The organism is Ornithinimicrobium sufpigmenti (genome assembly GCF_004322775.1).
In the GTDB taxonomy this organism is placed as follows: Bacteria; Actinomycetota; Actinomycetes; order Actinomycetales; family Dermatophilaceae; genus Ornithinicoccus; species Ornithinicoccus sufpigmenti.
In genome coordinates this window covers 3,262,070-3,275,923 of sequence record NZ_CP036403.1, presented here as the reverse complement: position 1 = coordinate 3,275,923, position 13,854 = coordinate 3,262,070, and the positions used below count along the sequence as shown (strand labels likewise).

Sequence of the window (13,854 nt, the reverse complement as noted above, 5' to 3'; positions counted from 1 at the left end):
GGTCAGCCGTAGAGAGCGTCATACACGCGCTCGAACCGCTGGAAGCGCTCGGTGTAGTAGCGGCGGCGCCCGTAGTCGGGGGTGAGGGTGGGGCCGCGGTCGGGCTTGGCGCGCCGCACGCGCGGGGCGAGCGTCTCCAGCGCGAGCAGGGCGGTCCCGTGCAGGGTCGAGCGCTTGAGCTGGACCGGGGTGACCGGGGTGCGCATAGCGTCGGCCATGATCTGCATCAGCTCGGGGTGGTCGGCGGCGACCGAGCCGCCGGCGTAGAGCTTCTCCGGCTGGGGGGCCACCTGGCGCAGCTGCGCCCCGATCCGGGCGTAGGACAGGGCGATGCCCTCCATCACGCCCCGGTAGACCTCGACCGGGGCCGACGCCGCGGTGACCCCGGTGAGGACGGCGTGGGCGTCGGCGGCCCAGCCGGTGCTGCGCTCTCCGGTGAAGAAGGGCAGCACCAGGGGGGTGGTCGGGTGCGGCTCCGCGGCGAGAGCCTGCGCCAGGTCCTCCGGCTCGACCTGGTCGACGGCCAGCGTGACGTCGGCCCAGGCCAGGGCCCTGCCGACGTCGTTGAGAGCGCCACCGATCAGCGCGCGGTCGTGCGAGACGCGGTAGCACCACAGCCCCGGTGGCAGCTCCTCGGGCATCTCGCTGACCACCACGCGCAGTGCCCCGGAGGTCGCGCACGAGGCGCCGATCGCGGTCTCGTCGTGGGCACCGAGCCCGACGTTGGCGGCCAGGCCGTCGGTGATCGGCGCGAACCACTGCGCCCCGGCCAGCGCCGGCCACCGTTTGCCGATCCGGGACAGCTGCTTCTGCCGCACCTGGACCGGCTGGTCCAGGTGGTGGATCGGCGGCAGCTGGTCCAGGCGGACACCGCAGATCTCGACCAGCTCCGGGTACCAGTCGGCCGTGTGCCGGTCGACCAGCCCGGTCCAGGCCGCGGTGGAGGTGCCGGTGGCGAGGGTGCCGGTGAGCTGCAGGAGCAGGTAGTCGCCGAGGGAGACGTAGTGCGCGGCCCGCTCCATCACCTCGGGGCGGTCGGCCGCGAGCCAGCGCAGCCGGGCCGGCCAGTAGCTGCCGTGCACCCGCGTGCCGGTGCGCTGCTGCAGCTTCTCCTCCGACAGCTCCTCCCGCAACCGGTCCACCTGCGAGGAAGGGCGGCCGTCGGCGTAGGTGAAGCACGGCGTCAGCGGGGCACCGTCGGCGTCCAGCACGACGAGGGAGGAGGCGAAGGTGTCCAGCGCCACGCCGGCGACCTGCTCCCCGTCGAGGGCGGTCACCAGCTCACCGATGATCTGCCGGATCTCCTCGACCACCTGGTCCGGGTCGATCTCGGAGGTCCCGTCGGAGGCGGTGGTGAAGGCGTGCGGCACCTTGGCCCGCCTGCCGACCGGCCGGCCGTGGGCGTCGTAGACCATCCCGCGGCTGGCGGTCGAACCCACGTCCAGGGCGAGCACGAGAGGGTGCACGGCGTCTGCGAGCTCGATGTCGAAGTTCGAGGCCATACGGCTCACTGTACGGCCGAGCGTGGCACCATCGTGCCCGTGCATCCCTCCACCGCGCTGGCCACCGTGCTCGTCGACGAGCTGGTCCGGGGTGGGGTCCGGGAGGCGGTGCTGGCTCCCGGCTCGCGGTCGGCGCCCCTCGCCTACGCCTTGGAGGAGGCCGACCGGCGGGGGCGGCTGCGGCTGCACGTGCGCGTGGACGAGCGGTCCGCGGGCTTCCTGGCGCTGGGGCTGGCGCGCGCCTCCGGCGCCCCCGTGCTGGTGGTCACCACCTCGGGCACCGCGGTGGCCAACCTGCACCCGGCTGTGCTCGAGGCGCACCACAGCCACCTCCCGCTCGTGGTGCTCTCCGCCGACCGGCCTGCCGAGCTGCGGGGGACCGGCGCGAACCAGACCACCCACCAGCCCGGGATCTTCGCCGGCGCGGTGCGCTGGGAGGTCGACCTGCCCGCCCCGGAGTCGGCCGCACCCAGGGCTGCCGCCTCCTGGCGGTCGACGGTATGCCGTGCCCTGGCCGCCGCGCTCGACCATGCCTCCTCCGGGGGCGTGGCGGGGTGGTTCCGGTCCGGGCCCGTCCACCTCAACGTCTCCTTCCGGGACCCGCTGGCCCCGCAGATCCTGGCCGCGGACACCGGGGCGGCAGGGGAGGGCCACGCCGGTCTCCCGACCGAGCTCGCCGGGCGGCCGGGCGGCGGGCCGTGGACGGTGGTGCGGCCGGATGACCTGTCCGTCGCGGGCCTGGCGAGGAACGACCTGGCCAGCGAGGGTCTGGCGCGGGACGACCTGGGGGAAGAAGGCGTCGACGGGGGGGTGGACCGCGGCCGTGCCGTGGTGCTGCTCGGCGACCTCGGGCGGCCGCACCTGCACGACCTGGCTCTGGCCTGGGCGGAACGGCACGGCTACCCCGTCCTGGCCGAGCCGTTCGGTCGGCTGCCGCACGGCTCGACCGTGGTGCCGCACGGCGTGCTCGTGGCGGCCGACGTCGCCACCGTCGACGCGCTGGCGCCCGAACGGATCGTGGTCGTGGGCCGGCTCACGCTCTTCCGTGAGCTCGGTGCGCTGCTGCGCCGGCCGGATGTCGTCGTCGAGCAGGTCAGCGCAGTCCCGTCCTGGACCGACCCGTCACACGTGGTGCAGCGGGTGCACAGCACGCTGGCCCTGCACCGGCCGTCGACGTCGGCCGAGGAGGGCTGGGCGCAGCGCTGGGTCGAGGCCGGACGGTCCTGGGCTCCCCGGGTGCGGTCGGTGGCCGGTCTCGGTCAGGCGGACCAGGCGGGCCAGGCGTCCACCCCTGACGCCGTCTCCACGCCGCGCACCGATGGCGCCGTCCCCGCACCCCCCACCGGGGTCGCCGTGGCCACCACCGTCGCCGCCGGGCTGAGTGACGAGGACGTCCTCGTGCTCGGCTCCTCCAACGCCCCCCGCGACCTGGCCGTCGGACTGGGCGCCGTGCCGCAGACCGGCGCCCCCGTCGTGCACGCCGGCCGTGGCCTGGCCGGCATCGACGGCACCGTCTCCACCGCGGTCGGCATCGCCCTCGCCGCTCCCCGGCAGCACCGTCCCACCCGCACCGTCGCGCTCATGGGCGACCTGACCTTCCTGCACGACGTGGGCGGCCTGCTCCTCGGCCCCGGCGAGCCTCGTCCCGACCTGACGGTGGTCGTGGTCAACGACGACGGGGGAGGGATCTTCTCCACGCTGGAGTACGGCGAGCCCGCACGGTCGGCGACCGCCGAGACCGCGGCGGCGACCGAGCGGATCTTCGGCACACCCCACGGCACCGACCTGGGTGCGCTGTGCGCCGGGTACCGGGTCGAGCACCGTCTCGTCCCTTCGGTGGCCGAGCTGGCCGGGCAGCTGGCCCGGCCGGCCGAGGGGATCCGCGTGCTCGAGGTCCGGGTGGACCGGTCCGGGCACCGGGCACTGCGGGACGCGCTGCGCGCAGCCTCCAGCCGCGAGCCCGTCTAGAAGTCGATCGTGCCGACCGGGTCGACGTCGGCCCGCAGCGCCCGGGACAGCTCGCCGACCGCCCCCGGACGCAGCTCGCGCCCGTGCAGTGCCGGCACCATCGAGGCCAGTGCCCGCCCACCCAGGTAGGCCGCACCCAGTGCCGCGACCGGGACCTCCAGGTCGGGCTCGTCCTCGGTCCGTTCGCACGTGGCGGTTCCCGAGGGGTCGGTGGTGAGCCGCCAGCGGCCGGCGTTCCACGGGCACAGCTCGTCCTCCACCTGGAGGACCAGGTCGCACGGTGCGGCATACCCCCGGTCGGTGAGCGCCCGCGGCAGGTCGACCGGCCGGATCCACAGCGAGTCGTAGATGCGGGGACCGGCCGCGCGCGGCCCGCCCGTCCACCACAGCAGCGGGTCGTCCAGCCGCCGGGCCCAGAAGGTCACCTTCGTGGTCAGGTCGAGGTCGAGCAGGCGGCGGGCCAGCGCCAGCAGGCTGGGCAGGTCGACCGCGCCGAGCTCGCCGACCGACACCTCGCCCTGCGGCGAGCCGTCCTCCCACTTGGCCTCACGGCGGAAGACAGCATACCCGCTGAGCTGCCCGTCCCGGCGGGCGAGCAGGAGGCGACGTGGCTCCTTGGCGCCGCGGGCCTTGGGGAAGTCGCGGAACCAGGTGCCCGCCATGGCCCCCGGTCGGGTGACCGCGCCCAGCGTCGTCGCGGCGCAGGCCAGGTGGGCCTCGTGCAGGGCGGCCATGCCCTCGGGCGTCGGCAGGGTGACGACGTGGGTGAGGACCTCGTCGGCCTCCTGCGCCACCCACGCCGGGGCCTTGAGCTCGGTCCCGCGGCCCAGCTCGAGCTTGACGTCCAGGCTGGCGCAGCCGTAGCCGAACCGCCCGTAGATGCCGGTCTCGCTCGCCATGAGCCCGGCGATCGCCGCCTCGCCGCGGTCGTGCACCCGGTGCAGGTGGTCGCGCATGAGCCGGGTGAGCAGCCCGCGGCGCCGGGCGTCCGGGTGCACCCCCACCCACGTCAGGCCGTCCATCGGCAGCCTGGTGATCGCGCCGCCCCGGCCGGGCACGCTCACCGTGAGGTCGTAGGCGCTGTAGATCCCCACGAGCGGGGGCCGGTCCAGGGCCGGCTCGCCAGGCAGGGGGTCCACGGCCCGCTCGGCCGCCCGGGCGTGCCGGAAGTCGAGGCGGTCCGCCAGGTCCTGCGCGGTGACACCGGGCTGCACCTCGAACCAGACGGTGTCCTCCAGCTCCTGGATGCGGGGGAGGTCGTCGGGGGTCAGGTCGATCAGGCGGGGTTCGTCGCTCACCGGGTCAGTCTGGGGCCGGGCGTCGTCGACGCGCCAGCGGATTTCCGGGCCGGGCCGCATACCTCTAGTGTCCCGCTGTGCCCCCCACCCCCCGCGGCAGCGTGCCCGCCGTCCTCGCCGTCTTCGCCGCCGCCGGATTCGTCATGGGGCAGGCGCTCTCGCGGCTCCCCGCGGTGCGGGACCAGCTGGGCGCCGGGCCGGGGGAGCTGGGGCTGGCGCTCATGGGGATGGGTGCCGGGTCGCTGCTGGCGATGCCGTTCTCCGGCCGGCTCGCCGACCGGTTCGGCAGCCGCGCCGTGGTCAGCACGACGGCCGTCCTGGCCTGCCTGGGGTGGGCCAGCCTCGCGGTGGTGCCCTCGGTGCCGCTCCTGTTCGCCGTGCTGGTCCTGACCGGCGTCAACGTCGGCCTCTGGGACGTCACGATGAACATCCAGGCCTCGCACGTGGAGCAGCTGCGCCCGCGGGCCTGGATGCCGCAGTTCCACGCCGCCTTCTCCGGCGGTGCCGTCCTGGGGGCGGGATCCGGGGCGCTCGCCGCGTTCGTCGGCGTGGGGCTGGTCCAGCTGCCCGTCCTGGCGGCGGTCGCGGCCGTCGTCGCGCTGGCCGGGGCGCAGCGCTTCGTCCGGGAGGACCACACCCCCGAGCCGCCGCTGCAGGCCGGGGAGCCCGTGCCGGTGTCCGCGGCGGGGTCCGACCCGGTGTCCGAGCCGGTGTCCGCGGCAGCGTCGGCGTCTGGACGCTCGAGCATCACCCGCCCCGAGATCCTCATCGGCGTGGTGGCCCTGGCGGCGGCGCTCGCCGAGGGCGCGGCCAACGACTGGCTGGCCCTGCTCCTCGTCGACGTGCACGACGCGCCGGAGGCCTTCGGGGCGCTGACGCTGACCGCGTTCAACCTGACGATGATGGTCGGCCGACTGCTGGGTGGGCCCGCGACCGACCGGTTCGGCCGGGACGTGGTCGTCCGGGCCGGAGGCGTCCTGGCGGTGCTGGGCATCCTCCTGGTGGTGCTGGTGCCCTCCCTGGCGGTGGCGCTGGCCGGGGGTCTGCTCTGGGGCCTGGGCATCTCCACGATCTTCCCGGCGGCGATGTCCGCGGCCGGCGAGGTGCCCGGCCGGGGCAACCGGGCGATCACCGTGGTCTCCACCATCGCCTACGGGGCCTTCCTCTTCGGTGCCCCGATGATCGGGCTGCTCGCCGAGTGGGCCGGGCTGGACCGGGCGCTGTTCCTGGTGGTGGGCTTCCTGGCGCTGATGGTGCTGCTGGCCCCCGTGATGAAGGTGCCAGGATGGCAGGATAGGGAGGTATGTCGTTGACCCTGCGTCCGCCCACCGCTGCCGACGAGGCCGCGATGCGGCGCATGCACGAGCAGCTGGCCGAGGAGGGCTTCCAGTTCCTGCTCGCCGACGGCCCGTGGCCGCATGTGCTGGCCCAGATCGAGTGGGAGTCCAGGGGGGTGGGCCTGCCCGAAGGACGCGTCCCCGCGGACTTCCTCGTCGCCGAGGTCGACGGCGAGCCGGTCGGCCGGGTCTCGATCCGGCACCGGCTCAACGACTTCCTCCTGCAGGAGGGCGGGCACATCGGGTATGCCGTCGCACCGAGGTTCCGCCGCCGCGGCTACGCCACCCAGATCGTCCGCGAGGCCGTGAAGCGGCTCGCCGCGCTGGGGGTGGACAGGGTGCTCATCACCTGCGACGACGGCAACCACGCCTCGGCGGGGACCATCGAGAAGGCCGGTGGGGTGCTGGAGGACATCCGACCCACCGCCTCCGGCCCGGCCAAGCGGCGGTACTGGATCCAGGCCCGCTGACCGGCCGGCCGCGTCAGGCCAGGCCGAGGGCGTGCCGCATCGCGCTGAGCTTGACCTCCGTCTCGGCCAGCTCGGCCTGCGGGTCGGAGGCGGCGACGATCCCGCCGCCGGCGAAGATCCGCATCGAGGCCCGGTCCTCTGCCAGCTCGCCGCAGCGCAGGGCGATGCACCAGTCGCCGTCCCCGGAGGCGTCCATCCAGCCGACCGGGCCGGCATACCGACCTCGGTCCATCCCCTCCAGCTCCGCGATGACCCGGAAGGCGTCCACGGTGGGCGTGCCGCAGACCGCTGCCGAAGGGTGCAGCGCCGCGGCCAGGCGTAGCGAGGTGGCCCTGCTGTGCATGGTGCCGGTGAGGTCGCTGGCCAGGTGGTAGACGTCGGGCAGCTCCAGGACGTAGGGCGTCTCCGGTACCACCAGGTCCTCGCAGTGCGGCGCCAGCGCCTCGGCGACCGACCGCACCGCGTAGGCGTGCTCCTCCAGGTCCTTCTCGCTGCTCACCAGCCGCAGCCGGGGGTCACCGTGCGGGGCGGCCCCGGCGGGGACAGGCACGCCGTTCGGGCGGCGGATGGTGCCGGCCAGCACCCGGGAGCGGGCCCGGCCCCCCTGCAGGCGCACCAGCATCTCCGGGGTGGCGCCGACCAGGCCGGCGACCGCGAAGGTCCAGGTCGCGCCATACCGCTTCTCCAGTCGCTCCAGCACCGGGGCGATCCGGACCGGCTGCCCGTCCCGGTGCCGCACCGCGACGTCCCGGGCGAGCACGACCTTGTCCACCTCCCCCTCGGCGATCCGGGAGATGCCCCGGGCGATGACCTCCGGCCAACGCTGGGCCGGCACGCTGCCCGGCTCCTCGACGAGCGGGTCGAGGACGTCGATGAGCGGGTTCGTGCGGGTGAGGACCTCAGCCGGGTGGCTGTCCGGCCACGGCTCGTCGTCCCGCACGACCTGGGTGATCCAGGCCAGCCCGTCCCGGCGACCGATGACCACCTGCGGGACGGTGAGCACACTGGCGTCCGCGGAGCCGTCCGCGAAGGCGAAGGAACCGAACGCGACCAGGCCGGTGCCCGCCAGGCGCACCTCGTCCTCGACCGTGGCCTCCTCGCGCAGCCGGGTCCACCAGTCCTCGGCCTCGGCGAAGCGCCGCGGCCCCCGGGTCTCGAAATGGGCCACCCGTCCCCAGCCGACCATGCCGTCGCCCTCACGCAGCCAGGCGACGACCTCCCGCGGGTCCACCTCGTCAGGGATCCGGGTCAGCAGGTCACCGGTGGCGTCGACGGCGACCGTGCGGGCGCGCAGACGGGGCGGGGCGGGGGACACAGCCGACCACTGTAGGCCGTGGTGCGAGGATGGCACCCATGAACCCCAACCGCGCCCACCTGGACAAGGCACCGCACGAGGTCGCGGGCATGTTCGACGGAGTCGCGAGGCGCTACGACCTCACCAACACCGTGCTGACCGGCGGTCTGGACGGGCACTGGCGTCGCGTCGCCGCCCGGGTCGTGGACGCCCGACCGGGGGAGCGGGTGCTCGACATCGCCGCCGGCACCGGCGTCTCCAGCGTCCCCTACGCCGACCGGGAGGTGGCGGTCGTCCCCGCCGACTTCTCCCTCGGCATGCTCCGCGAGGGCCACCGGCGCCGACCGGACCTGCCGTTCACCGCGGCCGACGCGATGGCGCTGCCGTTCGCCGACGGGTCCTTCGACGTGGTGACGATGAGCTTCGGCCTGCGCAACGTCAAGGACGTCGGGCAGGCGCTCCGTGAGTTCCTGCGGGTCACCCGCCCCGGGGGGCGGTTGCTCGTCGTCGAGTTCTCCACCCCCACCGTCCCCGGTCTCGCCCAGCTCTACGACAGGGTCGCGCTCAACCTGCTGCCCGCCGTGGCGCGGCGCACCAGCTCCAACCCGGAGTCCTACGAGTACCTCACCGAGTCGATCAGGGCCTGGCCCGACCAGCGCCAGCTCGCCGAGACGGTCCGCGAGGCCGGCTGGGAGCAGGTGCGCTGGCGCAACCTGACGGGCGGCATCGTGGCCCTGCACCACGCGCTCGCCCCCGCCCCTGCCGGTGGGCTGACCTAGGCCCGGACATGGACGTCGAGCTCGCCGAGATCAGGGACTTTTTGGCCCAGCACCCGCCGTTCGACGCCCTGCCCGCGGAGGTGCTCGACACGCTGCCCGGGCGCTGCACGCTGAGCTATGCCCGCCGCGGCTCGACGGTGCTGCGGGCGGGGCAGCGCAACGATCAGCTCTTCGTGGTCCGCTCCGGGGCCGTCGACGTCAGCGACCAGGGCCAGCTGGTGGACCGGGTCGGGGCCGGGGGCGCTTTCGGGATGTCCTCGGTGGTCGAGGGGGTGCCCGTCCGGTACGAGGCGACCGCCCGGGAGGACACGCTGCTCATCCAGCTGCCCCAGGAGGTGTTCGACGAGCTGAGTGCGCACCACCCCGCCGTGGCCGTCCACTTCGCCGCGACCCACCACGACCGGATCAGGACCGCGATCGGCCAGCTCCAGGCGCCGAGCCGGGGTTCCTCGGTGCTGCGCACCGCGGTACGCGACCTGATCACGGTCGAGCCGGTCCGGGCCGAGCCGGAGGTGGCGATCGCCGAGGCGGCGCAGGTGATGACCCGGGCAGGGGTCTCCTCGCTGCTCATCATGCGGGGGGAGCAGCTCCTGGGCATCCTCACCGACCGCGACCTGCGCCGCCGCGTGCTCGCGGCGGGCGTAACACCGGACCGCCCGGTGTCCGAGGTGATGACTCCTGACCCGGTCACCATCGGTGCCGAGGCACTGGCTCTGGAGGTCCTCCTGGAGATGACCGGGCGCAACATCCACCACCTCCCGGTGCAGGACGCGTCCGGACGGGTGCTCGGCCTGGTCACCACCACGGACCTGGTGCGCCTGGAACGGTCCAACCCCGTCTACCTCGTCGCCGACATCACCGACCGCGGCCACGTCGAGGGAGTGGTCGAACAGGCCAGCCGGATCCCCACGGTCGTCGAGCAGCTCGTCGCCGAGGAGGCCAGCGCCGAGGACATCGGACGGGTGACCACCGCGCTCGCGGACGCCGTGGTGGTGCGTCTGCTCGAGCTGGCGACCGACGAGCTGCGCGGCGCCGGCCACGGCGAGGCGCCGGGCCGGTACTCCTGGGTCTGGCTGGGGTCCGCAGCCCGGGAGGAGATGGGGCTGGGCGGCGACCAGGACCACGCGCTGGTGCTCGCGGACGACGCCGACCCCTCGGACCCGTGGTGGGGCCGGCTGGCCGAGCGGGTGACCGCCGCCCTGGAGGCCGCCGGCTGGCCCCGGTGTGACGGCGACATCATGGCCACCAACCCGCGGTGGCGGATGACGGTGTCGCAGTGGCGCGAGCAGTTCGCCCGCTGGAGCCACGACCCGGAGCCCGACGCGGTGCTGTGGGCGGCGATCTTCTACGACATGCGCAGCGTCTTCGGGGACCACGCCCTGGTCGAGGGGCTGCGTGCCGACGTCGTGCCCATGGGTGGTCGTTCGGACCTGCTGATGGCCTACCTGGCGGGGCAGGCGGCGCGGATGCGACCCCCGATCGGCTTCTTCCGCGGCTTCGTCCTGGAGGACGCGGGGGAGCACCGGGACACCCTCGACATCAAACGGGGGGTCACGGCGGTGGTCCAGCTGGCGCGCGTGCACGCGCTCCGGGCCGGATCCCTCGCCCTGGGCACCCGGGTGCGGCTGGAGGCCGCTGCCGCCCGGGGCGGTCTGTCGGCCCAGACGGCGACCGACCTCGCCGACGCCTTCGAGCTGATGTCCTACCTGCGGGTGCGTCACCAGGTGCGGCAGGTGCGGGCGGGGGACCTGCCGGACAACCACCTCAACCCCGGCGGCCTGGGCAGCCTGGACCGGCGACACCTGCGCGACGCCTTCCAGATCGTCCGGTCCGCGCAGCAGCTGCTGAGCGCCCGCCTGCCGCAGGTGAGCTGATGGGCTGGTGGCAGCGGCTGGTCCCGGGCGGCCGGGAGGTGCCCCCCGGGACCCCGCTCGCGGCCTTGGCGAAGGCCCCCCTGCCGGACCCGCAGACACCGCTGGGCCTCGTCGAGCTGCTCGCCGTCGACCTGGAGACGACCGGTCTGGACCCGCGCCGTGACGAGCTGCTGTCGGTCGGGATGGTGGTGGTCCGCGGAGGTCAGGTGCATCTGGGGACGGCCCGCCACCTGCCGGTACGGCCCCGTGGCCAGGTCGGCGACTCCGCCGTGGTGCACGGGCTCACCGACGACGCCCTGGCCCAGGCGCCCACGATCGAGCAGGTCCTCCCGCAGGTGCTGGCCGCCCTCGTCCACGTCACCCCGCCGCCGGGTGCCGCCGCCGACGCTGCTGACCACCACGACCCCGCCGCCGCACCGCGACCCCGCCGGGTGCTCCTCGCCCACTTCGCCCAGGTCGAGACCACCTTCCTGGCGGCTGCCTGCCGCCAGGTGTACGGCGCGTCCGTGGGCGTCCCCGTCGCGGACACCCTGGAGATCGCCAGGCGCCTGCTGCGGGCCCACCACCACGAGCTGCAGGCCGGCACGGTCCGGCTCGATGCCTGCCGGCGGCGGCACGGGCTGCCGCGCTACCGGGCCCATTCGGCGGTGACGGACGCCGTGGCCTGCGCCGAGCTGTTCCTCGCCCAGACCGCCGAGCTGGAGCAGGTGCGCGGACGCCCGCTGGTCCTGGCGGACGTGCTGGAGCGGGGGCTGCGCTAGGCCACGGCGGAAGCCCTCCGACCGATATGGCGAGGGTCGTCTGCCCTAATCCGGCGAAGGGATGCCTATGCCGGGCGCAGGGGACCGCAGGCCTAGACTTGCTGAGTTCGTGAAAGTTGTCACAAGCGAAGGTGTCAGAGCGCATCGTGAGTGAGCAGGTCGAGACGGCTGACGTGATCGTCGTCGGCGCAGGCCCCGGCGGTTCCGCCACCGCCGCATACCTGGCGCAGCACGGACTGGACGTCCTGCTGCTGGAGAAGGCCACCTTCCCCCGGGACAAGATCTGCGGCGACGGGCTGACCCCGCGGGCGGTCCGCGAGCTGATCAACCTCGGCGTCCCCACCCGTCCCGAGGACGGCTGGCACCGCACCCGCGGCCTGCGCATCGTCGGCGGCGGGGTCCGGATGGAGCTCGACTGGCCCGGCAACGAGACCTTCCCGCCCTACGGTCTGGTCCGCACCCGGATGGACCTGGACGAGACCCTGGCCCGGCACGCCGAGCGCCGCGGCGCGCGGCTGCTGGAAGGGATGAACGTCTCCGGCCCCGTCCTCGACCACCGTGACCACATCGTGGGCGTGACCGCCAAGGTGATGGGGCCGAACGGCCGCGCGACGGGGGAGACCCGGGAGTTCCGGGCCCGCGTCGTCGTCGCCGCGGACGGCAACTCCAGCCGTCTCTCGCTGGCCATGGACCGGCCCAAGCGGGACGACCGCCCGATGGGGGTGGCGGTCCGCAGCTACTTCAGCACCCCCCGCCACGACGACGGCTACCTGGAGTCCTGGCTGGAGCTGTGGACGCAGGACGAGGACGGCGCACGCCACCTCATGCCCGGCTACGGCTGGATCTTCCCGCTCGGCGACGGCACCGCCAACGTCGGCCTGGGCATCCTGGACACCTTCAAGGACTTCGGCAACTTCGACTCGCGCGAGGTCATGCGGCGCTGGGTGGCCGAGATGCCCGAGGAGTGGGGCTTCTCCGAGGAGACCCGGCTGGCGCCGATCCGCGGGGCCGCCCTGCCGATGTGCTTCAACCGCCAGCCCCTCTACGACCGCGGCCTGCTGCTGGTGGGTGACGCCGGTGGCATGGTGAACCCGTTCAACGGCGAGGGGATCGCCGAGGCGATGGAGGCCGGCCGTTACGGTGCCGAGATCATCGCCTCCGCCCTGGCCCGCGCCACGCCGGGGGAGACCGAGGCCGTCCTGCGCTCCTACCCCAAGGTGATGAAGGACGCGCTCGGCGGGTACTTCATGCTCGGCAAGCAGTTCGCCACCCTCATCGGGCACCCCGAGGTGATGCGCCTGGCGGTCCGCTACGGACTGCCCCGCAAGGCCCTGATGCGGCTGCTGATCAAGATCATGGCCAACCTGCCGCAGGAGCGCGGCGGCCGTCTGGACGACCGCGTGATCAACGCGCTGAGCCGACTGACCCCTGCGGCATGAGCACCCAGCCTGAGCCTAGGATGGTCGTGCGCCCGACCCTGAAGCTGGTGTCCTCCGTCTCGAGCACGCCGAGCACGTCCCGAAAGGAGTCCTGGCAATGATGGACTACCACCCCTATGTGCCGGTCCTCTTCTTCCTGCTCTTCGGCCTCCTCTTCGCCTTCGGCTCGGTCTTCGGCGGAGGCCTCCTGGGCAGGGTCACCTACAACCGGGCCAAGGCCGAGGCCTACGAGTGCGGCATCCAGCCCACGCCGCAGGCCCACCAGGGCGGTCGGGTGCCGGTCAAGTTCTACCTGACCGCGATGCTCTTCATCGTCTTCGACGTGGAGGTGCTCTTCCTCTACCCCTTCGCGGTGGCGTTCGAGCAGGTCGGACTGTTCTCCGTGCTGGCGATGCTGCTCTTCCTCCTCGTCGTCTCCGTCCCGTTCGTCTACGAGTGGAGCAGGGGAGGCCTGGAGTGGGACTGACCCAGCAGATCGTCACCAGACCAGCAGCAGACTTCGACCGCTCGCGTGAAAGAGGTGTGACCCATGGGTCTTGAGGACAAGATTCCCGGTGGCTTCATGCTGTCCACCGTCGAGGGGCTGGCCGGTCACCTGCGCCAGCACTCCGTGTGGCCGGCGACCTTCGGCCTGGCCTGCTGCGCCATCGAGATGATGGCCGTCGGCACGCCCGACTACGACATCGCCCGCTTCGGTATGGAGCGCTTCGCCGCCACCCCCCGCCAGGCCGACCTGATGATCGTGGCCGGTCGGGTGTCGCAGAAGATGGCGCCGGTCGTGCGGCAGGTCTACGACCAGATGCCCAACCCCAAGTGGGTCATCGCCATGGGGGTGTGCGCCAGCTCCGGCGGGATGTTCAACAACTACGCGATCGTCCAGGGCGTGGACCACATCGTCCCCGTGGATGTCTATCTGCCCGGCTGCCCCCCGCGTCCGGAGATGCTGCTGAACGCCGTCCTGGAGCTGCACAAGCAGATCCGGGAGTTCAAGTTCGGCGTCGACCGGGAGCAGGCCGCCCGTGCCGCCGAGGCCGCCGCGCTGCGCGCGACGCCGACGCACGAGATGAAGGGGCTGCTGGCGTGATGACAGCGAAGCGGGGACCCGCAGCGGGGCAAGGCCCGGAGCGAGCGC

General features: G+C 73.8%; 12 protein-coding genes. 9 read left to right on the top strand and 3 right to left on the bottom strand.

What is annotated here, in order from left to right; all coding sequences use genetic code 11:
• Positions 1-2: 2 nt before the first annotated feature.
• Complete coding sequence (locus tag ESZ52_RS15095) at positions 3-1,502, bottom strand: gluconokinase (protein ID WP_131105654.1); 1,500 nt, start codon at positions 1,500-1,502, stop codon at positions 3-5.
• Positions 1,503-1,541: 39 nt separating this feature from the next.
• Here ESZ52_RS15095 and menD point away from each other — a divergent pair, with 39 nt between their 5' ends.
• Positions 1,542-3,470, top strand: a complete 1,929-nt coding sequence (menD, locus tag ESZ52_RS15090; protein ID WP_131105653.1) for a 2-succinyl-5-enolpyruvyl-6-hydroxy-3-cyclohexene-1-carboxylic-acid synthase — start codon at positions 1,542-1,544, stop codon at positions 3,468-3,470.
• On the opposite strand, the gene ESZ52_RS15085 is transcribed toward menD, so the two are convergent.
• Positions 3,467-4,768, bottom strand: coding sequence for a GNAT family N-acetyltransferase (locus ESZ52_RS15085; RefSeq protein ID WP_181010034.1), 1,302 nt, complete (start codon positions 4,766-4,768; stop codon positions 3,467-3,469). The genes menD and ESZ52_RS15085 overlap by 4 nt on opposite strands.
• A 77-nt stretch (positions 4,769-4,845) precedes the next feature.
• On the opposite strand from ESZ52_RS15085, the gene ESZ52_RS15080 reads away from it, so the two are divergent.
• Positions 4,846-6,081, top strand: a complete 1,236-nt coding sequence (locus ESZ52_RS15080; RefSeq protein ID WP_131105651.1) for an MFS transporter — start codon at positions 4,846-4,848, stop codon at positions 6,079-6,081.
• Entirely contained in the window at positions 6,072-6,575 is a 504-nt protein-coding gene (locus ESZ52_RS15075; RefSeq protein WP_131105650.1) for a GNAT family N-acetyltransferase, read from the top strand. The genes ESZ52_RS15080 and ESZ52_RS15075 overlap by 10 nt, the downstream gene beginning before the upstream one ends.
• A 13-nt stretch (positions 6,576-6,588) precedes the next feature.
• On the opposite strand, the gene ESZ52_RS15070 is transcribed toward ESZ52_RS15075, so the two are convergent.
• Positions 6,589-7,890, bottom strand: a complete 1,302-nt coding sequence (locus tag ESZ52_RS15070) for an isochorismate synthase (protein ID WP_131105649.1) — start codon at positions 7,888-7,890, stop codon at positions 6,589-6,591.
• A gap of 38 nt (positions 7,891-7,928) precedes the next feature.
• Here ESZ52_RS15070 and ESZ52_RS15065 point away from each other — a divergent pair, with 38 nt between their 5' ends.
• The 6 genes from ESZ52_RS15065 to ESZ52_RS15040 all read left to right on the top strand — a co-directional run bounded on the left by ESZ52_RS15065 (position 7,929) and on the right by ESZ52_RS15040 (position 13,806).
• Entirely contained in the window at positions 7,929-8,648 is a 720-nt protein-coding gene (locus ESZ52_RS15065; RefSeq protein WP_131105648.1) for a demethylmenaquinone methyltransferase, read from the top strand.
• An 8-nt stretch (positions 8,649-8,656) separates the two neighbouring features.
• Positions 8,657-10,522 (top strand): putative nucleotidyltransferase substrate binding domain-containing protein, encoded by a 1,866-nt coding sequence (locus ESZ52_RS15060; RefSeq protein WP_131105647.1) that lies wholly within the window; start codon positions 8,657-8,659, stop codon positions 10,520-10,522.
• Positions 10,522-11,283 carry an exonuclease domain-containing protein gene (locus ESZ52_RS15055; RefSeq protein WP_131105646.1) on the top strand — a complete coding sequence of 254 codons (762 nt, stop codon included), beginning with the start codon at positions 10,522-10,524 and terminating at the stop codon, positions 11,281-11,283. The genes ESZ52_RS15060 and ESZ52_RS15055 overlap by 1 nt, the downstream gene beginning before the upstream one ends.
• Before the next feature lie 146 nt (positions 11,284-11,429).
• Positions 11,430-12,722, top strand: coding sequence for a geranylgeranyl reductase family protein (locus ESZ52_RS15050; protein ID WP_131105645.1), 1,293 nt, complete (start codon positions 11,430-11,432; stop codon positions 12,720-12,722).
• Between the two features lie 100 nt (positions 12,723-12,822).
• Positions 12,823-13,188, top strand: coding sequence for an NADH-quinone oxidoreductase subunit A (locus tag ESZ52_RS15045; RefSeq protein WP_131105644.1), 366 nt, complete (start codon positions 12,823-12,825; stop codon positions 13,186-13,188).
• Between the two features lie 63 nt (positions 13,189-13,251).
• Positions 13,252-13,806 carry a NuoB/complex I 20 kDa subunit family protein gene (locus ESZ52_RS15040; protein ID WP_131105643.1) on the top strand — a complete coding sequence of 185 codons (555 nt, stop codon included), beginning with the start codon at positions 13,252-13,254 and terminating at the stop codon, positions 13,804-13,806.
• Positions 13,807-13,854: the final 48 nt, after the last annotated feature.

Excerpts from the sequence above, each read along its gene's own strand:
- ESZ52_RS15095 (WP_131105654.1), bottom strand. The coding sequence starts at position 1,502 with ATGGCCTCGAACTTCGACATCGAGCTCGCAGACGCCGTGCACCCTCTC.
- ESZ52_RS15075 (WP_131105650.1), top strand. The coding sequence starts at position 6,072 with ATGTCGTTGACCCTGCGTCCGCCCACCGCTGCCGACGAGGCCGCGATG.
- ESZ52_RS15065 (WP_131105648.1), top strand. The coding sequence starts at position 7,929 with ATGAACCCCAACCGCGCCCACCTGGACAAGGCACCGCACGAGGTCGCG.
- ESZ52_RS15040 (WP_131105643.1), top strand. The coding sequence starts at position 13,252 with ATGGGTCTTGAGGACAAGATTCCCGGTGGCTTCATGCTGTCCACCGTC.
- ESZ52_RS15060 (WP_131105647.1), top strand. The coding sequence starts at position 8,657 with ATGGACGTCGAGCTCGCCGAGATCAGGGACTTTTTGGCCCAGCACCCG.
- ESZ52_RS15045 (WP_131105644.1), top strand. The coding sequence starts at position 12,823 with ATGGACTACCACCCCTATGTGCCGGTCCTCTTCTTCCTGCTCTTCGGC.
- ESZ52_RS15055 (WP_131105646.1), top strand. The coding sequence starts at position 10,522 with ATGGGCTGGTGGCAGCGGCTGGTCCCGGGCGGCCGGGAGGTGCCCCCC.